The sequence below is a fragment of the Stenotrophomonas beteli genome, from assembly GCF_001431665.1.
In the GTDB taxonomy this organism is placed as follows: Bacteria; Pseudomonadota; Gammaproteobacteria; order Xanthomonadales; family Xanthomonadaceae; genus Stenotrophomonas; species Stenotrophomonas beteli.
Genome location: NZ_LLXV01000014.1, coordinates 107,210 through 133,003, shown reverse-complemented (window position 1 = coordinate 133,003; position 25,794 = coordinate 107,210). Strand labels below are relative to the sequence as shown.

Below are 25,794 nucleotides of genomic sequence, written 5' to 3'. Positions count from 1 at the left end.
GATTGATGCGTATAGGGGATGAATGACCCCTCTGTGATTCGATACTGGCATGGCCTCAATTGATCTGTGAATTGCTGATTTTTGGATGATTGATACCCAATGAGCATCAATTGCGAAATCCTGGATCTACGCGCCTTCCTGCTGGTCTCGGAGACGCGCAGCTTCCATCGCGCCGCGGAAATCCTGCACGTCTCCCAGCCAGCACTCAGCCGGCGGATCCAGAAACTGGAGCAGGCCGTGGGTTCGCCACTGCTGGAGCGCACCACGCGCAGCGTCAGTACCACCGCTGTCGGCGAGAACCTGCTGCCGCTGGTACGCCGCATGCTGGAGGAATTCGATGGCTCGCTGTTCTCGCTGCGCGGCCGCGAGGACACGCGTGGCGCCACCGTCACCATCGCGTGCCTGCCGACGGCGGCGTTCTACTTCCTGCCCAGCGTGATGGCGCGTTTCCACGAAGCACACCCGAACGTGCGCTTCCGCATTCTGGATATTCCGGCCACGGAGGGTCTGCAGGCGGTGGAACGTGGCGAAGTCGAGTTCGGCATCAACTTCATGGGCGCCAACGATCCGAATCTAGACTTCGACGTACTGGCAGAGGACCCCTTCGTCCTCGCCTGCCGGCGCGATCATCCGCTGGCCCGCAAGCGCAAGGTGGAGTGGGCCGACCTGGCCGAGCACCAGTTGATCACCGTGCATCGCACCAGCGGCAATCGCACGCTGCTGGACGGTGCACTGGCGCGCGAGAACCTCAAGTTGAGCTGGCACTACGAGGTGACGCACCTGTCGACGTCACTGGGCATGGTCGAGGCCGGCATCGGCGTGTCGGTGCTGCCGAAGATGGCCACGCCGGACGGGGATCACCCCACTCTGGTGACGCGCGCGATCGGCAACCCGGTGGTGTCGCGCACGATCGGCATCGTCCGCCGACGCGGCGCCCTGCTCTCGCCCACCGCAGAGCGATTCCTTCAGATGCTGATGAGCCAGTGGCGTGGGAATGTCTAAGGCGCTGGACGTCTGACTGGGCTGCTGCGCAGGCTGGGCTTCCGCGATGCACTCTGCCTGGTCACCGAAGCGTCGGACAGCGATCTGTCCGACGTGCTGTTGCCCGCGGCGGTCAAACAGGATCGGCAGTTCTATCTGGTTGCTGGCACCGCGCTGTTGCTGCAGAGCCACCGCCGGTGGCGGCCCATCGCTGGCATCGACGTCGGGCACGCCCACCTGGTCGATCAGGCGGCGTGCATAAGGTGCGACGGATTCGAAGTCAGGAGATCAATGCGTTTGGCGCACTTCAAATGCGTTTGGCGCACTTCAATCGCCCCTGGATTCAATGGCACTGCTGCGCGACATCGATGCCGTCTCGATGCTTCATGATGAGCGCCTCCAGTCCCGAGGGCTCTACAGAAATCGGGCCGGGCTTGCCGGGCTGACCCTCCGGGATCAGTCTCGATGTCATCTGATCTTGAAGCTTGGCAATGCCTGGCGCACGTCGGTCTGCGTATCCAAAGATATCGAGGGTGAGCAGGTCATGCCCGTTCTCGACCAGGAGTAATGGAACCTTCCTGCACCGCAGTTCGAACACGCTCGATTGCGGGGAGCCTGCTTCGATGGTAATGCCTTTCGATGCGTTCGCCCGAGCGAAGGCGATCGCATCGTCACGAAGCATCTTGAATGTTTCTGGTGGAAGTGAGCGGAATGTTCTGAGCTCAGATTCGAGACAGGTTGGATACGTTACCCAAACGATTCCTGCCGCAACCACCAAGCCCAGGAACATGAGGGAAGAGATCAGCATCCTCATTCTGGAGACTTCATTTGACCTGTCTGAACCTTGGCGGTACCCACTACGCTGACGTACCAAGCTGCGAAGTACAACCCGCCCACTGCATGGTTCATCATCCTGGTGAACTGGCTGTTCCCATATCCTAGGCGGGCGATCAGCCTGCGGTTTCCAGTCCCTTGCCCGCCGCATCCACCCGCAGCGAGGCCAGGTACCGGGCGTACTTGCCGACGAAGATGCCAGTGAACCCGCCCGTCAGCAGCAGGTAGGCGGCACTGAAGCCGGCATGGGCGGACAGCGACGGCGACACCGCAAATGCGACTTCGAAGCCGTACTTCACCAGGAAGGTGACCAGCAGCAGCGGCAGCAGGCTGAAGTCCGCGCTGCGCCAGAGCTTGCCGGTGCTGCGGTCCAGCGTCAGCTTCAACCGATTCAACAGCAGCCAGGCAAGCGCCGCGCCCGTGGCAATGCCGGCCAGCCACTCGCTCCAGGCGATCAGCGACGCGCCGAAACGATGGCTGATCGACCACGCACCCCAGACGGCAAACAGGCCGGGCACGATCGCCAGCTTCTGCAGCGAGGTCTCGGTCGGCTTCATGGCGGCGATGCCACGGGTGACCAGGAAGGCCAGAAGCAGCCAGACCCAGATCGGCGTCTGCGAGGCGAGGTGCTGGAGCATGTTCATGAGCGGTCCCCTTGCTGGCTGAGTGGTGGCGAGGTGCCCTCGCCTTGGCGCTCACTATCCGCTTCCGCCCGGGGTGCAGCCAGTGACAGCTGTCAGTCTTCGGGTGTTACTGGGCGGTAATCTGGCGCACTCAGGGTGCTCTCGATCCAATCCACATAGCGCGACACCCGAACGTTGTGCACGACCTGACCATAGAAGCCTGCCTCCAGGGCATGCTCGGGAACGGCGGTAATCCAGGAGCCCAGGCCGACCAGCTGCCAGACGCCGCGATCCTCGATCACCAGTGGGCCGCCGCTATCGCCGCTGCCCAACACGCCTTCAAGTGGAAGTCCCTGTGGCGGGGCATCGAACCGATACCAGAGATAACGATCGTTTCCGCCGGTAATCGCGTTGTACGCCCGCCGCAAAGCGGTGCGATGCGGCCCGCCCGGCACCAGTCCAACCGATCCATTGCCGGTGGCGCCCTTTCCGACCAAGGCGGCGACCTGCGCGACCTCGGCAGTGCCGCGATAGAGCGCTACGGGCTGCACATCGTTCACGGGGGTGGCGAGCCGGATCAATGCAATGTCATCCGACCCGGCCAGGAAAGCGTGGATCTTCGCAGGACTTCCCGTTGCCAATGCCTCCTTGCCCAAGGCGTCAGGCATTCTCCGGTAGCCGGGATGCAGGAATACGCGCTCCACGCCGTGGTCCTTTCCATTGATGGTGATCGCCTGCCCCATCCCTTCCATCGGCGCGGCATGTGCCGCGGTCAGCACCCAGCTGGGGGCGATCAGAACGCCCTGCCCTTCGCCGGGCATGTCGGCCAGGGCCGGAAACTCGGATCCGTCGATCCGGTATCGATCATCGTCAACGTCGTGGCGGATGACTACAGCGCTGGCAGCGAACGGCAGCGCAGCAAGTGCCAAGAACAACCAGCGAATCATCGGCGCTTCATCCTTTCGGTCAGTGGCTGCAGCCTAGCCGAACACACCTGGCACAGGGACGGCATGCGACCAAGCCGCGGCATTCAACGACGAACCCGGGGAAACGGGCCCCGAAGCCGGAACCGCTCAATCCAATCCAGTGACGGCGCGATGCCGCCAAACGGGAACAGGTGCGGGCTGATCAGGCCATGGGCGTCGGTCAGCCCCTGCACGAGACGGTCGACAAACACCTCCGGCCCCGCTGTGCCAAGCAACCGGCCGATCGAGACGCCGTACCTGGCCAGCATCGATGCACTGGCACCCACGCCGCACATCGCGGCGTAGCGCAGCAACCGGGTGATGCTGGCCGGCCCCGGCACACCGACCAGCACCGGAACGTTGATGCCACGCGCGCGCAGTACATTCAACCACGCCAGCACGATATCGGCATCGAACGCAAACTGGGTAATGATCAAGGGTGCCATGCCGCGCGATTCGATGGCCCGGCACTTGCGTTCAAGCGCCTGCCAGCGACCGTCACTGCTCATCACCGGATGGCCTTCCGGGTGCCCGCCGATACCCACGACTTTGACGCCGAAACGCTCAAGAAGTCCGGTCTCGATGATCGAAGCACTGTCAGCAAACGGTCCGGCAGGCGTGGCGAGGTCACCGGCGATCACCAGGCACTGCTCGGCACCGGCCTCGCTGGCAGCACGCTCCAGGAAGCGCTCGAGTGCCGCACGCGAGCCGATGCGGCGCGCAGACAGATGTGGCATCGGCTCAAAGCCGAGCGCGCGCACCATGCGCGCGGCAGCCAGGCGGGCGTCGTCATCCTCGCTGGCCAGGTAGGGAATGGAGATCGTCGTGCCACGCGGTATGCGGGCGGCCTCGGCGCGCAGCGCGGGCATGGCCTTCACGCTGACCTCCAGTGAAAAGGTGCTGATGAAGGCCTCCGTCCGCAGTGATCCAGGTGCAGGCATCAACGGGCTCCGCCTGCATTGCCGGCAAGCGGCGAGCTGTTACGGGCCAGTTCGATGAAGGACTGCAGGTAGTCGATGCCGGTATCGGCTTCGCGCGCGCCCAGATAGATCTGCTTGGGGATGCCTTTGGCGCCCAGGCGCACGGGCACCACGTCCATGCGCGCGGCGTACTCTTCCACCAGCCAGCGCGGCATGGCGGCCACGCCGCGGCCGCTCGCCACCATCTGCATCATGATATCGGTGGTCTCAATGGCCTTGTGGCGCCGTGGCGTGATGCCGGCCGGCAGCAGGAACTGGTTGTAGATGTCCAGGCGCTCGAACGGCACCGGGTAGCTGATCAACACTTCCTGGCCGAGCTGGCGCGGCTTGACGTAATCCACCTTGGCCAGGGCGTGGCGCTTGGCCACCACCAGCACCTGCTCGTAGTCGAACACGGGGATGAACTTCAGGCCCGGCTTCAGCAGCGGATCCGGGGTGACCAGCAGATCGATCTCGTAGCCGAACAATGCGCCGATGCCGCCGAACTGGAACTTCTGCTTGACGTCCACATCCACGTCCGGCCACGCGGCCAGGTAGGGCGAGACGATCTTCAGCAGCCACTGGTAACACGGATGGCATTCCATGCCGATGCGCAGCGCGCCGCGCTCGCCCTGGGCGAACTGGCGCAGGCGCTCTTCGGCCAGGTCCAGCTGCGGCAGCACGCGGTTGGCGACGGCCAGCAGGTACTGGCCGGCCTGGGTCAGGCGCAGGCTGCGTCCCTCCCGCAGCCAGACCTCGGTCCCCAGCTGCTGCTCCAGCTTCTTCATGCTGTGGCTCAGCGCCGATTGGGTCAGGTTCAGCACGCCGGCAGCGGCGGTGAGCGAGCCCTGCTGCTCGACCTGCTGCACGATGCTGAGGTGGATCCGTTCCAGCATGACGATGAATCTCACTCATGGATTGGTGAAGTAATACCATTTTACGTCATGGAAAGGCATGACTAGCATCGGGTCATGCCTTCACTCCACCGCCCCCTCCGTATCGTCGCCGTCTCCGGCGGACTGCAGCGCCCCTCGCGCGCGACCACCCTCTGTGAACACCTGCTGGATCTGATCGGCGAGCAGGTGCCGAGCAGCCCGGAGCTGGTCGAACTGGGCCAGCTGGCTCCGCAGCTGGCCGGTGCCCTGTGGCGCTCGCAGCTGCCCGAGGCCGTGGAGCGGCAACTGCTCGCTGTTGAACAGGCAGACGTGCTGGTCGTGGCCACGCCGGTCTATCGCGGCTCGTACACCGGGCTGTTCAAGCACTTCTTCGACTTCATCGACCAGGATGCGCTGGTCGACACCCCCATCCTGCTGGCCGCCACCGGCGGCAGCGAACGCCACGCGCTGGTGATCGACCACCAGCTGCGCCCGCTCTTCAGCTTCTTCCAGGCCCGCACGCTGCCGCTTGGCGTCTACGCCACCGATCGTGACTTCGCCGACGGCCGGCTGCACAGCCACGCCCTGATCGAGCGCGCGCAGCTGGCCGTGCAGCGGGCGCTGCCGCTGCTGTCGCTGCCCGGCCGCCGCGCCTCGGTCGTTGCCGAGACCGCCGCCACGCTTTGAATGCCGAATGCCCTCCCCCTTTGCCTTCGGATGCCACCCCGCAACACGGAACGCCACCCATGACGACCGACGCCTTCACCTTCCGCATCTCGCGCATTCCCTTCAACGAGGACTACCAGCCCGCTGACGGCACGCGCATCACCACCAATTTCGCCAACCTGGCCCGTGGCGACTCTCGCCAGCAGAATCTGCGCAACACGCTGGGGATGATCAACAACCGCTTCAATGACCTTGCGCACTGGGACAACCCGGGCGCCGATCGCTACAGCGTGGAGCTGGACATCATCTCGGTGGAGATGCACATCGACGACGCCAGTGACGCAGACCCCTTTCCCTTGATCGAAGTGCTGCAGCCGGCCATCGTCGATACGCGGACCGGCGCGCGTATCGACGGCATCGTTGGCAACAACTTCTCGTCCTATGTACGCGACTATGACTTCAGTGTGGTACTGCCGGCCAGCAACGAAGGCAAGGCGACCTTCGGCATTCCGGAGGGCTTCGGTGACCTGCACGGCAAGCTGTTCAAGCACTTCCTGGAGTCCGAGGCCTACCGGGCCAACTTCAGCAAGGCGCCGGTGATCTGCATCAGCGTTTCCAGCAGCCAGACCTACCACCGCACCGAGAACCACCATCCAATCCTGGGCGTGGAATACCGCCAGGGCGAGTTTTCACCCACCGACCAGTACTTCGACAAGATGGGCCTGCAGGTGCGCTACTTCATGCCGCCGGGCAGCGTCGCGCCGCTGGCGTTCTACTTCCGCGGCGATCTGCTGGGGGATTACTCCAACCTGGAGCTGATCGGCACCATCAGCACCATGGAGGCCTTCCAGAAGATCTACCGCCCGGAGATCTACAACGCCAATTCGGTGGCCGGCAAGGTCTACCAGCCCAGCCTGAAGCATCAGGACTACTCCTCCACCCGCATCGTCTACGACCGCGAAGAGCGCAGCCAGCTGGCGGTCAAGCAGGGCCGCTTCACCGAAGAGCACTTCATCAAGCCGTACCGCGCTGTGCTTGAGCAGTGGGCCGCCCGCTGATCCACCGTTTTCCATCGCCCCCAAGGACATACCCCGCAATGCCGACCAAGATTCTGTTCCCCACCTCCACTGCGGGCAGCCTGCCCAAGCCCTCCTGGCTGGCCGAGCCGGAAACGCTGTGGTCGCCCTGGAAGTTGCAGGCTGAAGCGTTGATTGAAGGCAAGCAGGATGCCCTGCGCCTTTCGCTGCAGGAACAGCAGCACGCCGGCATCGATATCGTCAGCGACGGCGAGCAGACCCGGCAGCATTTCGTCACCACCTTCATCGAGCACCTCAGCGGTGTCGATTTCGAGAAGCGCGAAACCGTGCGCATCCGCAACCGCTACGACGCCAGCGTGCCGACCGTGGTCGGCGCCGTGAGCCGGCCCAGGCCGGTATTCGTCGAGGATGCGACGTTCCTGCGCCGGCAGACCACGCAGCCGATCAAGTGGGCCCTGCCCGGCCCGATGACCATGATCGATACGTTGTACGACGCACACTACAGGAGCCGCGAGAAGCTGGCCTGGGAGTTCGCGAAGATCCTCAACGAGGAAGCGAAGGAACTGGAGGCCGCTGGCGTGGACATCATCCAGTTCGATGAGCCGGCCTTCAACGTGTTCTTCGATGAGGTGAACGACTGGGGCGTGGCGGCCCTGGAACGCGCGGTTGAAGGGCTGAAGTGCGAGACCGCCGTGCACATCTGCTACGGCTACGGCATCAAGGCCAACACCGACTGGAAGCAGACGCTGGGTTCGGAATGGCGCCAGTACGAAGAATCGTTCCCGAAGCTGCAGGCCTCCAGCATCGACATCATTTCGCTGGAATGCCAGAACTCGCATGTGCCGATCGACCTGATCGAACTGGTGCGCGGCAAGAAGGTGATGGTCGGCGCCATCGACGTGGCCTCCCACACGGTTGAAACACCGCAGGAGGTGGCCGACACCCTGCGCAGGGCGCTGCAGTTCGTGGATGCCGACAAGCTCTACCCGAGCACCAACTGTGGCATGGCACCGTTGCCGCGTGCGGTGGCGCGGGGCAAGCTGCGCGCACTCAGCGAAGGCGCGAAGATCGTGCGGGAGGAGCTGTCGGCCTGAACGGATTGCGTACCTGCGCGCCTGGCTGGAGCGGTGTGGCCGGGTGCTGTGCGCCCGCTGCCTGCCGGATCGCAAAGGTGAAGCACGCCCAGGGATGCGTTGGCGTGCCGTGGAGGCTGTTGCTCAGCGCAGGGCCTGCGCCAGCTGCAGCACGTCAGCGAAGAAGCCGCTGTAGTCGTCGCGCGGTGCAACGTGGGTATCGCGCCGGTGGATCAGGCGCACCGCCACTACGCGCTGCTCCGGGATGACCAGCAGATACTGGCCCATATAGCCGTTGGCGGCGTAGCCAACGACCGGGCCGCGCGCGGTGTCGTAGAGATCGGCGAGCTTGAGGCCGCGCCCGGTGACCTCGCTGCCATAGCGCTGCGGCCATTCCGGACCCAGCTGTTCGGCCAGGGCAGCGATCAGCGCGTCCTTGCTGTCGAAGGTACGCCCAGCGGTGGACTGAATGGCCGCCTGCACGCCGGATTCCACCCCGCGAGCGGACAACAGATCGCCCAGCCCTGGCTTCAGCTGATAGCGCTCCCATGCCGGAATCCGCCACCACAGCAGGCCCACGTCGGGCGAGCGTGCGCTCTCAGCGGTCAGCAGCGCTACTGATCGCGCGCTCAGCAGGCGTGTTCCATCCGGCGCCACACCGTCATCCAGCAGCAGTTGCCCGATGGCCGCCAGATCGCTCGCCCGCAATGACAGGCCGGCCATTCCCAGCGGGGTATCCGCCTCGTCCTTCATCCACGTGTAGTGGGCGATGCCCAGCGGCTTGAACAGACGCGCGTGCAGATATGCATCCAGCGGCTGGCCGGCCAGGCGCTGAACGATGCCGGGCAGCAGATTGGTGGCCTTGTTGTTGTACGAGAAGGTGGTGCCGGGGGCATGGCTCAACTCCGCAGCCAGGGCCAGCTTGACCAGGTCCGGCGCGCCTTCCAGCTCCTGGCCGGCATTGGCCACGTTCTGCAGGCCCGAGGTGTGGTCCAGCAGCATGCGCACGGTAATGTCCTGCTTCTGGCCCTGTTTCCACTCCGGGTAGATGCGGCTGACCGGTTCATCGATCGAGGCCAGCGTGCCGTCGTCGAGCAGCAGCCCGATGGCCAGCGCCATCACCGATTTGGTGGCTGACATCAGATGAACGGCGTCCTGTCCAGCCGCAGGCTGCAGCTCCAGCAGGGTCTTCCCGTCGTGCCTGACGAGCACGGCATCGGAGTGCGCTGCACGGGCGTTGCGCTCGATCGTGGCAAGCGCATCGTCGGCCGTGGTCGCCAGGGCGGACAGCGGCATCAGCAATACCAAGGCGAGAATGTGGCAGAACCGGTATGCGGATTTCATGTGGGCCTCATGCGGTGAGTGCCGGCGCAGGATGACTACATTTGTAGTTAACCTGCAGTGCCTGAAGTCACGCCGCAGGCTGCGCGACACGATCATCACAGCCTGACCTGCAAAACTTCGCCGCTCCGCACGCGCTGCGGCGACCCGTTGCAGCCGCGAATCGACCGCCGTGACCGACCTGCCTGTTGTACCTTCCATCGCCGCGCGTGCCGAGCGCGGCCTGGATGGACTGAACTTCTTCCTCGCCGACGTCCGCGACGGACTGGGGCCCTATCTGGCGATCTACCTGCTGGCTGTGCACCATTGGCAACCGGCCAGCATCGGTGCGGTGATGACGGTCTCGGCGGTGGTCGGCCTGTTGACCCAGGCCCCTGCCGGTGCATTGATGGACCGTATCGATGCAAAGCGGGCGGCCCTTGCGTTGGCCGCGATGCTGGTCACAGGGACCTGCCTTCTGTTGCCGTGGATGCATTCGTTCACGCTGATCGCGCTTAGCCAGGCGCTCAGTGCCGTGGCCGCGTCCGTCATCGCGCCGGCCATCGCGGCCATTTCACTGGGCACCAGCGGACCTCGGGCCTTCGCCCGCCGAATGGGTCGCAACGAGTCCTTCAACCATGCCGGCAATGCGGTGGCCGCCGTGCTGGCCGGCGCCCTGGCCTACCTGTGGGGCCCGGTGGTGGTGTTCCCGCTGATGGCAGTGCTGACCGTGGCCAGCTTGGCGGCGCTGCGCTCGATTCCGGCCCGGGCGATCAACCACGAGCGCGCACGCGGCATGAGTGCGGTGGCCGACGCTGAGCGCGCACCCGCGCCGGCGCGACGGTTGCTGCACGACCGCAATCTGCGCACGCTGGCGGCCTGCTGCGCGTTGTTCCATCTGGCCAATGCCGCGATGCTGCCCCTCGTGGGCCAGAAGCTGGCGCTGAGCGCGCCGGCTTTGGCCACCACGATGACGGCGGGCTGCATCGTCGCCGCGCAGTTGGTGATGATTCCAATGGCGTGGCTGGTCGGGGCGCGTGCGGACACCTGGGGCCGTCGCCCGCTGCTGCTGGCAGGCTTCCTGATCCTGCCGATCCGCGCGGCACTGTACCCGCTGTCGGATGCACCCGCATGGCTGCTGGGCGTGCAGTTGCTGGATGGTATCGGTGCGGGCCTGTTCGGCGCGTTGCTGCCGGTGATCGTCAGCGACCTGACCGAAGGCAGCGGCCGTTTCAACGTCACGCTCGGCGCCGTCTCCACCGTGTTCGGCGTGGGCGCGGCGTTCAGTCCGGGCCTGGCAGGCCTGGTGGTGCAGTTCGCAGGGTATGATGCTGCCTTCCTTGCACTTGCCGTGATTGCAGCGGGCGCCTTCCTGCTGGCGATGCGCGTACCGGAGACGGGCCGCGCATCCGCACGTCAGCGCAGCTGAGACCCCCCACTGCATGCTCTCCTCGTCATCTTCCCTCTTCATCTGGACCGCCGTAGCCATTGCCACCGTCGGCCTGCTGTTCCGGCCGTGGCGCATTCCGGAATATGTGTGGGCGCTGGCCGCTGCCGCCCTGCTGACGCTCAGTGGCGCAGTGTCAGCAGCCACGGCATGGGACGCGGTGGCCGAAGGTCGCGACGTCTACCTGTTCCTGGTCGGCATGATGGCGTTGGCCGAACTGGCCCGGCGCGAAGGCCTGTTCGACTGGCTGGCACTGTATGCGGTCCGGCATGCCGGCGGGTCGGGGCGGCGCCTGTTCGATCTGGTCTTCCTGGTCGGCACGCTGGTGACGGTGTTCCTGTCCAACGACGCGACGGCCGTCGTGCTGACGCCGGCGGTCTATGCCGCGTGCAGGGCCGCGCGCGCCAATCCCCTGCCCTACCTGTTCGTCTGCGCGTTCATCGCCAATGCGGCCAGCTTCGTGCTGCCGATCTCCAATCCGGCCAATCTGGTGGTGTACGGCGCGCATATGCCGCCGCTGCTGCAGTGGCTGGGGCAGTTCGCGCTGCCTTCGCTGGCCGCGATCGCTGCGACCTATCTGGTGCTGCGCTGGGTGCATCGACGGGAGATCGCACAACCGCTGGTGGCGGCGCCCGAGCACCGGCCGCTGACCGAGGGCGGCCGGTTGAGTGCGTGGGGCGTGCTGTTCACCGGCAGCGTACTGGTGCTGACCTCTGCCCTGAACGGCCCGCTTGGCCTGGCCACATTCTGTGCGGGCGCGCTGAGCGTGGCGGTGGTGGCCATCCGCCAGCGCCGCAGCCCCGTGCCGCTGCTGCGGCATGTGTCCTGGGGCGTGTTGCCGCTGGTGGCTGGGCTGTTCGTGCTGGTGGAAGCTGTGGCGCAGACCGGCGTCATCCAGGCGGCAGCCGATGCGCTGCAGGCGGTGGCACAGGCATCACCGCGCCAGGCCGGCTGGCTGGCCGGTGGCGCAGCCGCCTTGCTGAGCAACGCGGCCAACAACCTGCCGGTCGGGCTGGCGGCGGGCTCGCTGGGCCAGATGGCCGAACTGCCCGCACAGACGCGCGCGGCCCTGTTGGTGGGCGTGGACCTGGGCCCGAACCTGTCGGTGACCGGCTCGCTGGCCACGATGTTGTGGCTGGTGGCGCTACGCCGCGAAGGCGAGCATGTCAGTGCGCTCGACTTCCTGCGCGTAGGCGTGCTGGTGATGCCGCCTGCATTGATCGCCGCGCTGCTGTTGCTGTAGCCCGCCGCTGCGCCTATCGCGTGTCGCCCGCGCTGATCCGCTCGACCAGGGTGTCAACCGCCGCTTCCAGGGCGTGCGCCGTCTGCTCGCCACTCTGATTGGTGATGACGAATATGCCCAGGTCGTGCTTCGGCATGATGTAGATGTAGCACTGCGAGCGGGGCACGCCGCCATGATGGGCATAGTAGGTCCCCTTCAGGCGATCGCCCGCAACGATGTTCCAGAAGTAGCCGATGCTGAACTCGTCGTCGAACCGGGCCAGGGTGCGGTGCGACTCCTTCACCACGGGCCCGTCGGCCAACTGGAACTGCAGGTACTTCACCATGTCGGGGACGGTGGCCTTCACGTTGCCGGACGCACCCCACGGCAACCCGGGCATGGGCGTGGTCGGCACCGGATTGTCGCTGTGGTAGCCCACCGCCAGGCGCGACGCTTCGGTGTCGCTCAACGAGATGGTGGTCCCGGTCATTCCAGCCGCATCGCTGAAGAACTCATGCTGCAGCGCCTCATAGTCGCGCCGATGGACCTGTTCCAGGATGTGCGCGGCCAGCTGGGATCCTGCACTGGAGTATGCGTAGTCCTTCCCCGGCATCCGCAGAATGCGGACAGTGTGCAGATCCTTGAGGAAATCAGCCTTGCCGTAACCGGCGTAGAGGGCATTGAGTTCAGCCGGCGTGCGGTGATCGGTGAAGTCGGCCAGTATCGTGTTCGCACGCTCCGGCAGCATGTTCGGCAGGCCACTGGTGTGCGACAGCAGGTGCCGGATGCGGATCGGCGCGCCCTGGTACTGCAGGTTCGGATAGTCGCCCTGCAGGTAGGCACGAACGTCATCATCCAGTCCCAGCTTGCCTTCCAGTACTGCATTGGCCATCAGTGTGCCGGCCAGGGTCTTGCTTAATGAGCCGATCTCATAGAGGGTGGCATCGGTCGGCGCGCCGGGTTCTCCTGCCTGCATGTGGCCGCGATGGCGGACGAACGTCTGGCCACGGTAAACCACGGCGATCGAGGCCGAGTGCAGCAAGGGCTGCTCGATCAGGGTCTGGGCCACCTCTTCGATATCCGCACCCGGATCCTTGGCCGGTGCCGTTGCATCAGCGCAGCCGGCGGCCAGCAGCGCGGTGGACAGGATGAAGGCGTGAAGCCTCCACCGGGTTCGGGCTGTGTTCGGTGTGGCGTCCATGCGCTGCCAGGCGGGAGCGGTTGGGGCGCTCACGATAGCGGATCGGTGGCAGTGGCCGGAGGTGCCATCTGGCACGTCCGGCCGACCCTTCCCCGCGGCGCGCTCCCCTGCCCGCTCCCTCGGCACTGGTAATTCTTCATTGACAGCCAGGCGATCCGCGCGGCATCCGGGCCCTGCGGGTCGATGAACGGCAGGCCCGACTGGCTGCCGCTCCAGGCATGGCCCATCTCCTGCACCACGTGATCCGGCTGTGGGCAGCCGCGGCTGAGGCCGGCGGCGTGCGCCTCAGCCGGGTGGCAACGCCTGCGCCAGGCGGCAGGAATTTACGGGGTCTTGCCGCTGGACAGTACGCGCTGCTTGGCGGTTTCGAACTCGGCGTCGGTCAGCGCGCCGCTGGCCTTCAGCTCGGCCAGTTGCTTCAGCTCATCGGCAAGCGAGCCTGTGCTGCCGCTGCCTGCGCCGCCTGCGGGCGTCCCGGTCTCCGCCGGTGCCGGCGGCAGGGAAGCCACGGCCTTGGCGCACGCCGTACCGACCAGGTCCAGTTCGCGGCTGTTGCCCAGCTCCAGATACTTCACCTGGCCGTCTTCACCCAGAACCACGACAAAGGCATTGGTTCCGACATAGCCGCCCATGCGGTTCCTGGCATTCACGGTGCCGCAGGTCCAGTAACCGTCCACGGCCTTCTGCAGCAGCGGCCTCCAGCTGCCGCGCAGGAAACCGTAGGGCATGTCGATGCGGGCCGATTCGGGGTCGAGCAGGCGCCCACGCACCGCGTCCTGGGCAATGCGGCGGAACTGGCCCTGGTCGATCTCGGTGCGCTTGTAGAGCGCTTCCGCCCCCGGCCAGCGCTCGGTTGCTGCCACCAGCGCCGCGTAGCGGTCTTCGCCCAGGTACTTTTCGATCTGCACCCGCTGCCTGCGCATGACATCGATCATATTGCTGCGCGCGTCCGGTTCCCACTGGGCCTCGGCGATCCGCTGCTTCAGCGCTTCGTAGATCAGTTCGGCCTGGCGCGACGGGCCGATGCTCTTGGCGGCTTCGCCACACTGCGCCGCCAGCACCGCCATGCGCCCCCCCAGATCCTTGCGCGCACTGAGCGTATCGACGCACGCCTGGTAGTTGCCGCTCGCGGCGGCATCCAGGCCGCTCAGCACCGCCTCCATGCGCGACCGGGCATTGCCACACGGCAGCGACAGCTCCATGCGGGTGCCGGCGCGTTCCACCACCACCGGTATGGTCAGGTCGGGCCCGATGCCCCTGAGTACAGCACCCAGCGCATCGTTGGACTTGCCGGCGACATCCTGGCCGTTGAGGGTAAGCAGGCGGTCGCCCGGCTGCAGTACGTTGCCGCCGGAAACACTGGTGACTACCGCAGCGTCGTTGGTGGTCGTCGCCAGATTGCAGCGATCCATCGGCTCGCCCAGCCTGCGCAGCTCCTTGGCGGTCGCCTTGGCCTGACTCTTGAACGAGCCGCTCTGCGCGGAGCTGGCAAAAGGCGTGGCCAGCGCTGCGACCAGCAGCAGTGATCCACCGAGAACTCCGTTCTTCATTGTTTCCCCCTGGGAATCCGTTCGCATTGATGAATCCACCGATTGTAGCGTTTGCCGATGGCCTGCAGCAGCCTCGAGCAGTGGCCTGCCGCACGCTACCGGTGGTCGTTGTGATCCTGTGCACTGTCGACCGGATCGACCAGGGCGCCCAGGACTGTGGCATGGCAGGGGTCGGTCACGATCCGCACGTGCGAATAGCCCATATCGATGAGCGCATACAACCTGTGCCGTCCATCGACGACGCGCACCCGTCCGTGTTCGCCGCTCAACCATGGGGTGTAGATCGGGGCGCCCTCAAGGATCGTCGTCATGGCGCCGTCGTACTTCCAAGCCTTGAAGGTCTCTGCATCGCGCTGGAACGGCGTGTCTGCCCAAAGCGCGTTGCCGCGCAGTGCGTCACGCAGCAGGGCCAGGCTGACGCGCAGATAGGCCGGTTCTTCGGACTGGGTTGTCGCGTCCAGGTAAAGGGGATAGTCCTTTGTCGCGCCCCCCTGCGCTTTCCCCTTCACGTCTCCGTGCGCATGTGCGGATTCCATCGATGCTCCATCTCCTGTGGTCGCTCCCGCTAGCGGCCGCCGAACGGCATTCTTGAGCCCTCACCCAAAGCACTGCATCCATCTGCGGCCCGCCAGCGTAGCTTAGGTGCCCGCATCTGGCGGGCGCCCAACCGAGGGACGTACCGTGAACGTTCTCCAGCGTATTGCCACTGCTGCAGGTTTCGCTGCACTCGCTTCCGTCGCAACGGTCAGCTTCGCGGCCGGGCCGGTCATGGTCGGTGGCGCGGAGATGTATCCCACCCGCACCATCGTCGCCAATGCGGTCAATTCCAAGGACCACACCACCCTGGTGGCCGCCGTGAAGGCCGCCGGCCTGGTTGACACCCTGAATGGTGCAGGCCCCTTCACTGTTTTCGCACCTACCAATGCGGCCTTCAACAAGCTGCCGCCGGGCACGGTGGATACGCTGGTCAAGCCTGAAAACAAGGCCCAGCTCACCCGGATCCTCACCTACCACGTGGTGCCCGGCAACTACAGCGCCATGCAGCTGATGGCCGATGCCAGGCGCCATGGCGGCAAGGCGACCCTGAAAACCGTCGAAGGCGAGCCGCTGACCGTTGCCCTGCACGACGGAAAGCTGTGGCTTGTCGATGCCAAGGGCGGAAAGGCCGGTGTCAGCATTGCCGACGTCGGCCAGTCCAATGGCGTGATCCACGTGATCGATTCGGTGCTGATGCCGAAGTAGCGCTACTGCGGCGGATGCGCGCGTCGCATCCGCCGTGACCGCCTGCCTGCGTGGCGCGTCACGCCAACGTTCACGTCCCGCCGCCACGCGCTCGGCAATAGTGGTCGCCTCACCTCCGGAAGGTACAACCCTGATCCCGATCCGCTACCCGCACTGGCCCCGACCGTTACGCGTGGCGCTGCGCGCACTGCTGGTGGCCTATGCCGCCTATCTGCTGGCCGGCAACCTGTTCCTCAATACACCGCTGTTCGATCAGGTCACCAACCGCAAGCCGCACAAGTTCGTGATGACCACGGGCCCGGCGATCACCGTGCTGCCCGGGCATGTCATCGCCTGGAACGTGCATATGCGCGGGCATGTGAACCATACGGTATACGTGCTGCACGCCGAGCGCGCCAGCGCCCGGCTGGCCGTGCTGCCGCTGTTCCAGCGCCAGGTGCGGGTGCCACGGCTGCAGGCCACCGGTGTTTCGGCCGAGATAAGCCGCGTGCAGGGGGCCATTCCCTCGCCACCGCGCAGCGACCAGGGCTGGACGCTGCGCTTCGATGCGATCCACAGTGACAGCATCCGCAGTGCGCGCCTGGGCAAGCTGCTGATCATCGGCAAGGGGCGCGGAACCGTCGGCTTCCTCAAGCAGTTGCGTGGTGGCCCGTCGGAACTGTTCGATTCGGATATTTCATTCAGTGACGCCGACACCAGCTTCGACGGCGTGCAGCTGCTGGGTGGCATGAACCTGCACGCGCGCTTCCGCTACCCGCGCCACTACCGGGACCAGGCGCCGGGCCTGGCCAAGTTGAAGCTGCTGAGCGCCGCGCTGGAGGTGGACGCACGCAGCCAGGGGCTGCGCATGGATACCGACGTGCAGCAGCCGCGCATCAGCAGTTCGCCGGTGGCCGGCCATCTGCGGCTGTCGGTCCATCTTGCCGATGGCCGCCTGCAGCCGGGCGACCACGCGCTCTGGCACGTGCCACTGCAACTGGGCGATGGCGCACCTGATCGCGGCGTGCTGGCCCTGCAGCTCAGCGTGGCCGAAGACCTGCGCCTGCAGGCGCGCCTGCCTGCCCGGCCCGGCGCGGCAGTCGATGCAGACCTCCGCATCCGCGGGCGCGACATCCCCTTCCAGCAACCGGCGCAACTGCTGGACCGCAGCTCGGGCAGCGTGCGCGGTGAGTGGACGTTCTCCTCGCTGAACTGGATACCAGCGCTGTTCGTGCGCAAGCCCTGGCTGCAGCTGGATGGCGGCGGAACGCTGAAGGCCGATCTGCGCCTGCGTGATGGCGAACTGGCCGAAGGCAGCACGGTGGATATTCCTGCCGCCGAAGCGGTGGCCGAGGTTGCCGGCGTACGCCTGGCGGGCACCGCCAGCGCGCACGGTGAACTGAAGGCGGGCCAGCCGACGCAGGCCCAACTGGCCATCCGCCTGCCGCGCTTCAGTGCGCGGCCCACCGACGCCAAGGACGTGCGCCTGTTCGATGGCCGCGACCTGGCGGTGGACCTGAGTGGCGATGGACGCCTGCAGGAACTGCGCAAGGGGGTACGCGCACGGCTGCGCTTCAGTGAGGCCGCCATTCCCGATCTGGCCGCCTACAATCGCTATCTGGGCAGCCGCCAGGTCCGGCTGCTGAAGGGCTCAGGCGTGTTGAGCGGTGATGTCACGCTGGATACCGAAGGGCGTGTCGGCCGTGGCAACGCGCGGCTGGTCGGGCGCAGCGCGAGCGCCGAAGTGGCCGGAGTGGGCATGGGCGGGGATATTGAAGTGAATGCCGCGCTGCGACGAGGCGATTTCAGCCAACGCCATTTCGATCTGTCCGGCACCACCGTCGAGTTGCGTAATGTGCAGGTCGACGGGGCGCCACGCGCGACGGGGTGGCAAGGCGATGTGGCCTTCCGCCAGGGACGCATCGATGCGCAATCCCCGTTCCAGGTGGATGCCACCACTGACCTCACGCTCAGTGACACGCGGCCCCTGCTGGCGCTGTTTGCCGAGCGCACCGACTACCCGCGCTGGACACTGTCGCTGCTGGATTCGGGCCGGGTGGACGCGCAGGCGCGACTGCAATGGCGCCCGGGGCATCTGGTGGTTGATGGGCTGCGGGCGGAAAACCAGCGCCTGTCGGTGCGTGCACGGCTGGACCTGCTGGAGCGTCGCAAGCGCGGCGACCTCTACCTGCGCTGGGGGCCGCTGGGCGCGGGCATTGAACTGGACGGCGACCAGCGCCATTGGCATCTGGCCAAGGCTCGGGAGTGGTTCGAGCAGCGGCCCGGCCTGCTGACGGCCAGCGATGAGTCCGGTGCCGCAGGCATCTCGGACTGAGCGAACGGGCACTGCATCCATTTGCCGCCCTAGAACGTATACGGCGCATCTGCAACAGGGAGCTGGGCCGGAATGAAGGGGAGCACGCAGGCGCTGGGCGCCCTCGGATGGGTCACGGTCACCTTTGCCGCCGCTGCGCTGGGGGCGTGGGCGTCCACTTCGGCGGCCAGCTTCTACGCCACCCTCGCACTGCCGGACTGGGCGCCGCCTGCAAGCCTGTTCGGCCCGGTCTGGACCGTGCTCTACGCAATGATGGCGGTTGCCGCCTGGCTGGTCTGGCGCGAACGTGGCACAGCGGCAACCCGGCCTGCACTGACGCTCTATCTTCTGCAGCTCGGCGTCAATGCGCTCTGGAGCTGGCTGTTCTTCGGCTGGAGGCTGGGCGCGCTCGCCTTCGTCGACATTCTGCTGCTTGTGGTGCTGGTGGTCGCAACCCTCATCGCCTTCGCTCGCATACGCGCCCTTGCTGCGGTGATGCTGTTGCCTTACCTGGCCTGGATAACGTTTGCCTCGGCACTCAACTTCGCGGTGTGGCGCGCCAACCCCGGGGTGCTGTGAGCATCTCGCAGGCGGTCATGCCAGCGCCGCGGCCTGCGGGCACCAGGCACGTAGCAGGGCCGGCTTGAATGCCTGCTGGCCGCAGCCACCGGGGCATCGCACCACGCGTGCGATCGAATGGCTGACCAAGCCCTGCCCTTCTTCGGCCTTGAACACGGTCTCGCAGCACAGGCAGCGTGCAACCACGGAGTACAGATGCAGCAGGCGGCCACTGGCCGGGTCCTGCAGCGCATCCACGTCCAGCAGTTCAAACTGGCAGCTGTCGGGCAGCAGGCGGTACGGCATCGATGGCAGGGTCTGCAGGTTCACGGGCATGATGGCGGGTGGGTGTGCGTTCAGCGTAGGAAAGCGGGTGTCGAGCCGGCGTGCAGCGCACATGCACTGGCCGCGAAACCGGTACCTGCCTCTACGACCGGCTCTGCTATCGTGCGACACAATGCCTGCTCCCGCCCTGCTCCCGCGCCCGCCCTGGACGGCCCCCCTCAGTGGTGTGCTCAAGGCGCAGGCCCGCGACGTACATGATGGCCTCGACCAGCACCTGCTGAAGCAGCGCATCTTTGCCTCCTGCGAACGCTATCTCCGCTTTCTGTGTGTCCAATGGCACTTCCACGAGGCGGTTGCATCGCTGGACCGAAGCGCAGATACCGCAGCGGGACGCCTGCAGTTGATAATGCACGACCTGGCTGATCTGGGAGAGCGACCACCCACTCCGCATGCCTGGCGCCCATCGCTGCACGTTGCCAGCCCCTCCGCCGCGCTCGGCTGGCACTACGTGGCTGAAGGTTCGACGCTGGGTGCCGCCATTCTGCTGAAGGCGGCCGCGGCACTGGACCTGCACGGGCACTACGGTGCGCGCCATCTGGCGCCGTCACCACTGGGCGTTGCCGGATACTGGACGCGCATACGCGGGCAGCTTGATGCGGTCGCACTGGACCGTACCGGGCAATTGCTGGCCTGTGCCGGCGCCTCGGATGCCTTCCAGTTCCTACGCCGCTGCGTAGATGAAGAGTTCAGTTTCGAATGAAATGCCCTTCACCTGCAGGAAGTAGTAGGCCAATGGAAGCTTTTGCTTCACCATCCACAATGCTGCGCTTGAGATCCATCGCGCGCAACCTTTCAATCAAGAGCCCCGCCTTTGATGTCATCTGTCGAACCCGCGCGCGATTCCCAGCTCACCCGCTGTGCGCGTGAACCGATCCATACGCCCGGCGCCATCCAGCCTTACGGGGTACTGCTGGTCGTGGATCCGGAATCACTGCGCGTGCACGAGCGCGCCATCAGCCCGCCGTCACTGCTGCAGCAGCATGGCGAACCGCTGACACAGCGCATCGACGAAGTGCTGGGCGGCGTACTCGCCCCCTTCACGGCGTTGTTCCGGCAAGCAGCCATCGGCAGCAGCGCGCATGTCGGCGCCGTGCATCTGGATGGACATGGCCGGCATCAGCTGCTGGTCCACCGCTCGGCCACCGACCTGCTGGTGGAGCTGGAGGCACCTGTTCCCGGCCAGCCCGGCTCGCTGGAGGAGCTCTACCCCGCCATCCGCCAGCTGATGACCGACATTGAATCCGCCGCCACGGTGGAGGATCTCTGCCAGCTGGCTGCAGCGCACATGCGTCGGCTCACCGGCTTCGACCGCACCCTGGTCTATCAGTTCGATCCTGGCTGGAACGGCGTAGTGGTGGCCGAGGATGGCAATGGGCAGCTGCCGTCCTACCTGGACCTGCGCTTCCCCGAGTCGGACATCCCGGCCCAGGCCCGAGAGCTGTATCGCCGCAACCGTGTCCGCCTGATTGCTGACAACAATTACACGCCCGCCCCCCTGATGCGTGCCGAACACCATCGCGACGCGCCCGCCACCGATCTGAGCCTGGCCGTGCTGCGCAGCGTTTCGCCGGTACACCTGCACTACATGCGCAACATGGGCACCGGCGCGTCGATGTCGGTCTCGCTGGTGCATGAAGGCCAGCTGTGGGGATTGGTGTCCTGCCACACCGTGCTGCCGCGGCGCCTGCCATACCACGTGCGCACCGCCTGCGAGTTCATGGGCCAGATCCTGTCTCTGCAGATTGCCCTGAAGGAGCGCGCGCGCGCCATCGAAGAGCGCGTGGCGCGCCGTTCGGTGCTGGTCAAGCTGCTCGCACGCATGGCCGGCGATGAGGACTTCATGGCCGCGCTGCGTCACGATGAGGCCAGCCTGCTGTCGCTGACCGGCGCGACCGGTGCCGCCATCGTGCACAAGGGCCAGTGCCTGCGCGTGGGACAGTGCCCTGCCGCCAACGATGTGCTGGCGCTGGCGGCATGGCTGGCCAGCCAGCAGGCCGGCCAGGAAACCTATTGCACCGAACACCTGGCCGCTGACTGGGCGCCGGCAGCTGAACTCAGCGACGTGGCCAGTGGCGTGCTGGCCGTGTCCATTTCGCAGCTGCACGACAGCTATCTCATGTGGTTCCGGCCCGAAGTGGTGCGCACGGTGCGTTGGGGCGGAGACCCGCGCAAGACCGCTGCACCCGGCACGCCGCTGTCACCGCGCAGTTCGTTCGATGCGTGGAAGGAAACCGTGCACCAGCGCAGCCTGCCCTGGAGCGATGCCGACTGCGACGCCGCCCACGAGATGCGCACCGCGATCGTCGATATCGTGCTGCGCAAGGCCGAGGAAATGGCCGAGCTCAACGAGCAGCTGTTGCGCAGCAACAAGGAGTTGGAAGCCTTTTCCTATTCGGTCAGCCACGACCTGCGCGCCCCGTTCCGTCACATCGTCGGCTATTCGGAGCTGCTGGGCAGCTCGGCCGGTGAGCGCCTCAACGAGACCGAGCGCCGCTTCCTGGACACCATCGTCGAATCGGCCAAGTCGGCCGGCACGCTGGTGGATGACCTGCTGAGCTTCTCGCAGATGGGCCGCTCGACGCTGGGCCGGGTCCGCCTGGACATGGCCGCGGTGGTCGAGGATGTACGCCATAGCCTGGCTCTGGACTATGCCGGCCGCGAGGTGCAATGGCAGATCGCGCCGCTGCCCAGGGTCGAGGCCGACCCGGCGATGATCCGCCTGGTCTGGCAGAACCTGCTGGCCAATGCCATCAAGTTCACCCGCGAGCGTGCCTCGACCGTGATCGAGATCGGCCATGCGCGTGACGCCGAGGAAGACCACTTCTTCGTGCGCGACAACGGCTGCGGCTTCGACATGCGCTACGTCGACAAGTTGTTCGGGGTGTTCCAGCGCCTGCATCACGTCGAGGAATTCGAAGGCACCGGCATCGGCCTGGCCAACGTGCGCCGCATCATCGGCCGCCATGGCGGCCGCACCTGGGCCGAAGGCGAACCCGGCAAGGGCGCCACCCTCCACTTCACCCTACCCCGTTCCACAGGAGATCACCCATGAGGGACCTGAGGCCGATCCTCCTGGTCGAGGACAGCCCCAAGGATGCCGAGCTGACAATGGCCGCGCTGTCGCGCTGCCAGCTGCTGAACGATGTCATCCATGTACGCGACGGCGCCGAAGCGCTGGATTACCTGCGCTGCGAAGGAAAATTCGCCGGCGCCAACCACGGTGGGCCGGTGGTGGTGCTGCTGGATCTGAAGCTGCCCAAGATCAACGGGCTGGAAGTCCTGGAGCAGGTCCGTGGCGATGCCCGGCTGAGCAGCACGCCGGTGGTGATGCTGACCTCCTCGCGCGAAGAACAGGACCTGGTGCGCAGCTACGAGCTGGGGGTGAACGCCTTCGTGGTCAAGCCGGTGGATTTCAAGGAGTTCTTCGACGCCATCCAGGGGCTGGGCATGTTCTGGGGCATCACCAACCAACCGCCGCCGCATCGCCCCAACGGCTCGGGGCAGCACAATGCATGATGGATCACGCCGCAGCGGGCACCTGCGCATCCTCATGCTGGAGGACAGTGCGCTTGATGCGGAGCTGATCACCGCGCAGCTGCAGCGTGCCGGCCTGGAGTTCGAGGCCGAGCGGCTGTGGACGCGCAACGCCTTCATCGAGGCGCTCGACAGCCGGCCCTTCGACGTGATCCTCGCCGATCACGTATTGCCCGGCTTCGATGGTGATGCCGCCCTGGCGCTGGCCCGCGAGCGGGTGCCGCAGACTCCTTTCATCTTCGTTTCGGGCACCCTGACCGAAGAGCTGGCAGTGCAGGCACTGACCCGTGGCGCGCGCGATTACGTGGTCAAGCAGCGGCTGCAGCGCCTGCCCGATGCGATCCGTCGCACCCAGCAGGAAGCCCGTGAGCGCAACCAGCTTGCGCAGGCGCAGGCGGCACTGGATGACAGCCAAGCGCAGCTGCAGCAGGTCACCGACGCGGTGCCGGCACTGATCGCCCAGCTCGACAACGAACACCGCTACCGGTTCGCCAACAAGAGCTTCCTGGACTGGCACGGCATCAGTCTGGCCGAACTGCTCGGCCGCACGGCGCGCGAGGTCAGCGGCATTTCCGCGTTCGAACACGCCCTGCCCAGCCTGGAACGCGTGCTGCTGGGTGAGCGCACCCGCTTCCAGGTCGAACTGGTGCACCGCAGCGGCCAGTCGCGCTTCGTGCAGATGGACTGCGTGCCGCAGCGCGGCGCCAATGGCAACGTGGTCGGCTACATCTGCCTTGGCAGCGATGTCTCGGGCCTGAAACAGGCCGAACTGGCACTGCGCGAGGACAACCAGGTGCTTGAGCGCCAGGTACAGGCGCGCACGGCGGAGCTGCGCGGCAGCAAGCGGCGCCTGCAGGCGATCTTCGAATCCAGCTTCCAGCACCAGGTGCTGCTGGACCTGGACGGCCGTGTGGTCGACGCCAACGTGGCTTCGCTGGCCTCTGTCCTGGCCGAGAAGCACACAGTGGTGGGCCAGCGTTTCGGGCAATCGCCGTGGTTCGCTACCACCGACGGGATCGGCGCGAGGCTGGACCGTGCAGTGGCCGAGGCCGCGCAGGGGCGCGGTTCGTTGCATTCGCTTGACCTGGAGCTGCCCACCGGCCGGCGCAGCTTCGATTTTTCGTTGCGCCCGCTGCTCGATGGCGACGGCGCGGTCACCGCCGTGGTGTCCGAGGCAGTGGAAACCACGGCGCGGCTGCAGGCCGAGCACGCGCTGCGCCAGTCACAGAAAATCGAGGCGGTCGGCCAGCTGACTGGCGGCATCGCCCACGATTTCAACAATATCCTGACCGTCATCTCCGGCAACGTCGAGCACGCCATGCTGCTGAGCGAGCGCGCCGGCGAGGCCGGCGTGATGCTCAGCCGCGCCCTGGACAATGCCCTGAAGGGGGTCGGCCGCGCCGCCAGCCTCACCCAGCGGCTGCTTGCATTCGCGCGGCGCCAGCCTTTGCACAGCCAGGCCACCAACCTCAATGATCGCCTGCTGGACATGCAGGACATGCTGCAACGTGCACTGGGCGAGCTGGTGCAGCTGGAGATCCGCGCGGCGGCCGATATCTGGTGCGTGGAAATCGATGTCAGCCAGCTGGAAGCCTCGGTGCTCAACCTGGCGGTCAACGCCCGCGACGCGATGCCGCATGGCGGGCGACTGACAATCGAGGCCGACAACAGCCACCTCGACCACGACTACGCCGCCTTGTTCCCCGATGCATTGCCCGGCGAGTACGTGATGCTGCGGGTGCGCGACAACGGCCACGGCATGGATGCCGATACGCTGGCGCGCGTGTTCGAGCCGTTCTTCACCACCAAGCAGGTCGGCCGCGGCACAGGGCTGGGCCTATCGATGGTGCATGGCTTCGTCAAGCAGTCTGGCGGCCACGTCCTCATCGACTCGGTTGAAGGCGGCGGCACCAGCATCACCATGATGTTCCCGCGCTCGGCGCTGGCGCTGCCCAGTGAGCCGGCACCGGCTCTGTCCGGGCTGGCCGGCTACGAGCCACGCGAGGAAACGATCCTGGTGGCCGAGGACAACGACGATGTGCGCGCGCATACCGTGGATGCGCTGCGGCTGCTGGGCTATCGCGTGCTGGAGGCGCACGACGGACCGTCTGCGCTGCGGCTGCTGGAACGTCCGGACACCCGGGTGGACCTGCTGTTCTCGGATGTGGTCATGCCCGGCATGTCAGGCTGGGAGCTGGTGCGCGAAGTGCGTGAGCGCTGGCCGCAGGTGGCCGTCCTGTTCACCTCAGGCTACCCGCGTGACCACGATGCGGTCGGCAGCCAGGGGCGCATCGCCGCCCTTCTGCCCAAACCGTTCACCCGCAGCGACCTGGCGCAGGCCGTCAGGAGTGCGCTGGGTGGCGCGGCGCACTGACTTCAGCCGGCCGGATCGCCCCTTCCTGCGGCGATCCTGTTGATCTCATCGCATTCCACCGCCTGCGGCGGGCGCTGCATGCCGGTCAGCGCGATCATCGCGCGCCCCAGCGCCAGGTTGCTGGTGACCAGCGCTGGCGAGAACGCCTCGGCCAGCTTCATCAACGGTGCACCGCCCCAATACAAGGGCTTCAGCAGGGCATGGCGGGTGCCGGTTCCTGGAACGGGCCGCACGCCTCCGGGTCGCAGCATGACAGTGCGTACCGGCAGTGCGCGTAGCGCCTCCTCGGCCTGCCCCTTCACCCGCAACGGCATCACGCGGCTTCGCGGATCGGCACCGGCACCGGACACGTACAGGAAAATACCTTGCGGATTTGCATCGGCCCACGTTCGGGCAACAGCAACGGTGGTGTCCAAGGTCACCCTCCGATACTCATCTTCGCCAGTCCCGATCGGCGTGGCGCCCGCGCAATAGAAGCAGGCATCGAACCCCGCCAGGTCATCGGCCCGCGCGTCGATGCGCAGGAAATCCGGCACCACCCGTTCGCTGCCGACGCCCTTGAGACCACCCGGCCGCCTGACCAGCGCCGTCAGCGCAGTGACCTGGGCGGAGCGCTGGCACGCAAGCGCCACGCCCTGCCCGACCAGCCCTGTTGCGCCGACCAGCAGAACCCGCACTCGCCCTGCGTCGCCCAT

The 25,794-nt window shown here is 66.3% G+C and carries 24 protein-coding genes; 13 read left to right on the top strand and 11 right to left on the bottom strand.

All coding sequences use genetic code 11. The features are described 5' to 3' along the window. Nucleotides 1–99 precede the first annotated feature (99 nt). Complete coding sequence (locus ARC23_RS02255; RefSeq protein WP_049410734.1) at nt 100–1,002, top strand: LysR family transcriptional regulator; 903 nt, start codon at nt 100–102, stop codon at nt 1,000–1,002. A 322-nt stretch (nt 1,003–1,324) separates the two neighbouring features. Here the strand turns inward: ARC23_RS02255 and ARC23_RS20665 are convergent, their stop codons facing one another. The 5 genes from ARC23_RS20665 to ARC23_RS02230 form a co-directional block, all read right to left on the bottom strand. Beyond that, nucleotides 1,325–1,795: a hypothetical protein gene (locus ARC23_RS20665; protein ID WP_057495725.1), complete on the bottom strand. Its 471-nt coding sequence runs from the start codon at nt 1,793–1,795 to the stop codon at nt 1,325–1,327. A gap of 136 nt (nt 1,796–1,931) precedes the next feature. Continuing rightward, the gene (locus ARC23_RS02245) at nt 1,932–2,459 is read right to left on the bottom strand and encodes a DUF6622 family protein (protein WP_057495724.1); all 528 of its coding nucleotides are present in this window, start codon (nt 2,457–2,459) and stop codon (nt 1,932–1,934) included. Between the two features lie 92 nt (nt 2,460–2,551). After that, the gene (locus ARC23_RS02240) at nt 2,552–3,385 is read right to left on the bottom strand and encodes a S1 family peptidase (protein ID WP_057495723.1); all 834 of its coding nucleotides are present in this window, start codon (nt 3,383–3,385) and stop codon (nt 2,552–2,554) included. 83 nt (nt 3,386–3,468) lie between these two features. After that, on the bottom strand, nt 3,469–4,344 hold the full coding sequence (locus ARC23_RS02235) for a methylenetetrahydrofolate reductase (RefSeq protein WP_057495722.1): 876 nt from the start codon (nt 4,342–4,344) through the stop codon (nt 3,469–3,471). Next, nucleotides 4,344–5,258, bottom strand: coding sequence for a LysR family transcriptional regulator (locus tag ARC23_RS02230; protein WP_057495721.1), 915 nt, complete (start codon nt 5,256–5,258; stop codon nt 4,344–4,346). The genes ARC23_RS02235 and ARC23_RS02230 overlap by 1 nt, the downstream gene beginning before the upstream one ends. Nucleotides 5,259–5,333: 75 nt before the next feature. On the opposite strand from ARC23_RS02230, the gene msuE reads away from it, so the two are divergent. The 3 genes from msuE to ARC23_RS02215 are packed head-to-tail and all read left to right on the top strand — an operon-like array spanning nt 5,334 to nt 8,034. Beyond that, a complete protein-coding gene (msuE, locus tag ARC23_RS02225) occupies nt 5,334–5,924 on the top strand; it encodes an FMN reductase (protein ID WP_057495720.1) in 591 nt (196 codons plus the stop codon). A 59-nt stretch (nt 5,925–5,983) separates the two neighbouring features. Next, nucleotides 5,984–6,961, top strand: a complete 978-nt coding sequence (locus tag ARC23_RS02220; protein ID WP_057495719.1) for a DUF1852 domain-containing protein — start codon at nt 5,984–5,986, stop codon at nt 6,959–6,961. A gap of 38 nt (nt 6,962–6,999) precedes the next feature. After that, on the top strand, nt 7,000–8,034 hold the full coding sequence (locus ARC23_RS02215) for a methionine synthase (protein ID WP_057495718.1): 1,035 nt from the start codon (nt 7,000–7,002) through the stop codon (nt 8,032–8,034). A 123-nt stretch (nt 8,035–8,157) separates the two neighbouring features. On the opposite strand, the gene ARC23_RS02210 is transcribed toward ARC23_RS02215, so the two are convergent. After that, nucleotides 8,158–9,357 carry a serine hydrolase domain-containing protein gene (locus ARC23_RS02210; protein WP_057495717.1) on the bottom strand — a complete coding sequence of 400 codons (1,200 nt, stop codon included), beginning with the start codon at nt 9,355–9,357 and terminating at the stop codon, nt 8,158–8,160. A gap of 169 nt (nt 9,358–9,526) precedes the next feature. Between ARC23_RS02210 and ARC23_RS02205 the strand changes: the two genes are divergently transcribed. Together ARC23_RS02205 and ARC23_RS02200 are read left to right on the top strand one after the other, a co-directional pair. Beyond that, on the top strand, nt 9,527–10,762 hold the full coding sequence (locus tag ARC23_RS02205; RefSeq protein WP_203226333.1) for an MFS transporter: 1,236 nt from the start codon (nt 9,527–9,529) through the stop codon (nt 10,760–10,762). 13 nt (nt 10,763–10,775) lie between these two features. Beyond that, nucleotides 10,776–12,023, top strand: a complete 1,248-nt coding sequence (locus ARC23_RS02200; RefSeq protein ID WP_057495716.1) for an arsenic transporter — start codon at nt 10,776–10,778, stop codon at nt 12,021–12,023. 13 nt (nt 12,024–12,036) lie between these two features. Here the strand turns inward: ARC23_RS02200 and ARC23_RS02195 are convergent, their stop codons facing one another. The 3 genes from ARC23_RS02195 to ARC23_RS02185 all read right to left on the bottom strand — a co-directional run bounded on the left by ARC23_RS02195 (nt 12,037) and on the right by ARC23_RS02185 (nt 15,289). After that, nucleotides 12,037–13,236, bottom strand: a complete 1,200-nt coding sequence (locus tag ARC23_RS02195; RefSeq protein WP_238985166.1) for a serine hydrolase domain-containing protein — start codon at nt 13,234–13,236, stop codon at nt 12,037–12,039. 290 nt (nt 13,237–13,526) lie between these two features. Then, on the bottom strand, nt 13,527–14,753 hold the full coding sequence (locus ARC23_RS21040) for an SHOCT domain-containing protein (RefSeq protein ID WP_057495714.1): 1,227 nt from the start codon (nt 14,751–14,753) through the stop codon (nt 13,527–13,529). Between the two features lie 95 nt (nt 14,754–14,848). Further along, the gene (locus tag ARC23_RS02185; protein WP_057495713.1) at nt 14,849–15,289 is read right to left on the bottom strand and encodes a hypothetical protein; all 441 of its coding nucleotides are present in this window, start codon (nt 15,287–15,289) and stop codon (nt 14,849–14,851) included. 145 nt (nt 15,290–15,434) lie between these two features. Between ARC23_RS02185 and ARC23_RS02180 the strand changes: the two genes are divergently transcribed. The 3 genes from ARC23_RS02180 to ARC23_RS02170 all read left to right on the top strand — a co-directional run bounded on the left by ARC23_RS02180 (nt 15,435) and on the right by ARC23_RS02170 (nt 18,867). Then, entirely contained in the window at nt 15,435–15,995 is a 561-nt protein-coding gene (locus ARC23_RS02180) for a fasciclin domain-containing protein (RefSeq protein ID WP_057495712.1), read from the top strand. Between the two features lie 130 nt (nt 15,996–16,125). Beyond that, nucleotides 16,126–18,309, top strand: coding sequence for an AsmA family protein (locus ARC23_RS02175; protein WP_057495778.1), 2,184 nt, complete (start codon nt 16,126–16,128; stop codon nt 18,307–18,309). A 72-nt stretch (nt 18,310–18,381) separates the two neighbouring features. Then, entirely contained in the window at nt 18,382–18,867 is a 486-nt protein-coding gene (locus tag ARC23_RS02170; protein WP_057495711.1) for a TspO/MBR family protein, read from the top strand. 15 nt (nt 18,868–18,882) lie between these two features. Here ARC23_RS02170 and ARC23_RS02165 read toward each other — a convergent pair whose 3' ends face one another. Then, on the bottom strand, nt 18,883–19,176 hold the full coding sequence (locus ARC23_RS02165; protein ID WP_057495777.1) for a hypothetical protein: 294 nt from the start codon (nt 19,174–19,176) through the stop codon (nt 18,883–18,885). Between the two features lie 181 nt (nt 19,177–19,357). On the opposite strand from ARC23_RS02165, the gene ARC23_RS02160 reads away from it, so the two are divergent. From ARC23_RS02160 to ARC23_RS02145, 4 genes are all read left to right on the top strand, one after another. After that, complete coding sequence (locus tag ARC23_RS02160; RefSeq protein ID WP_057495710.1) at nt 19,358–19,891, top strand: biliverdin-producing heme oxygenase; 534 nt, start codon at nt 19,358–19,360, stop codon at nt 19,889–19,891. A 114-nt stretch (nt 19,892–20,005) separates the two neighbouring features. Then, nucleotides 20,006–22,243, top strand: coding sequence for an ATP-binding protein (locus ARC23_RS02155; RefSeq protein ID WP_057495709.1), 2,238 nt, complete (start codon nt 20,006–20,008; stop codon nt 22,241–22,243). After that, nucleotides 22,240–22,707 carry a response regulator gene (locus tag ARC23_RS02150; protein WP_057495708.1) on the top strand — a complete coding sequence of 156 codons (468 nt, stop codon included), beginning with the start codon at nt 22,240–22,242 and terminating at the stop codon, nt 22,705–22,707. Before ARC23_RS02155 ends, ARC23_RS02150 begins: the two co-directional genes overlap by 4 nt. Next, on the top strand, nt 22,700–25,099 hold the full coding sequence (locus ARC23_RS02145) for a hybrid sensor histidine kinase/response regulator (RefSeq protein WP_057495707.1): 2,400 nt from the start codon (nt 22,700–22,702) through the stop codon (nt 25,097–25,099). The genes ARC23_RS02150 and ARC23_RS02145 overlap by 8 nt, the downstream gene beginning before the upstream one ends. Before the next feature lie 2 nt (nt 25,100–25,101). On the opposite strand, the gene ARC23_RS02140 is transcribed toward ARC23_RS02145, so the two are convergent. Then, nucleotides 25,102–25,794, bottom strand: coding sequence for an NAD(P)H-binding protein (locus ARC23_RS02140; protein ID WP_057495706.1), 693 nt, complete (start codon nt 25,792–25,794; stop codon nt 25,102–25,104).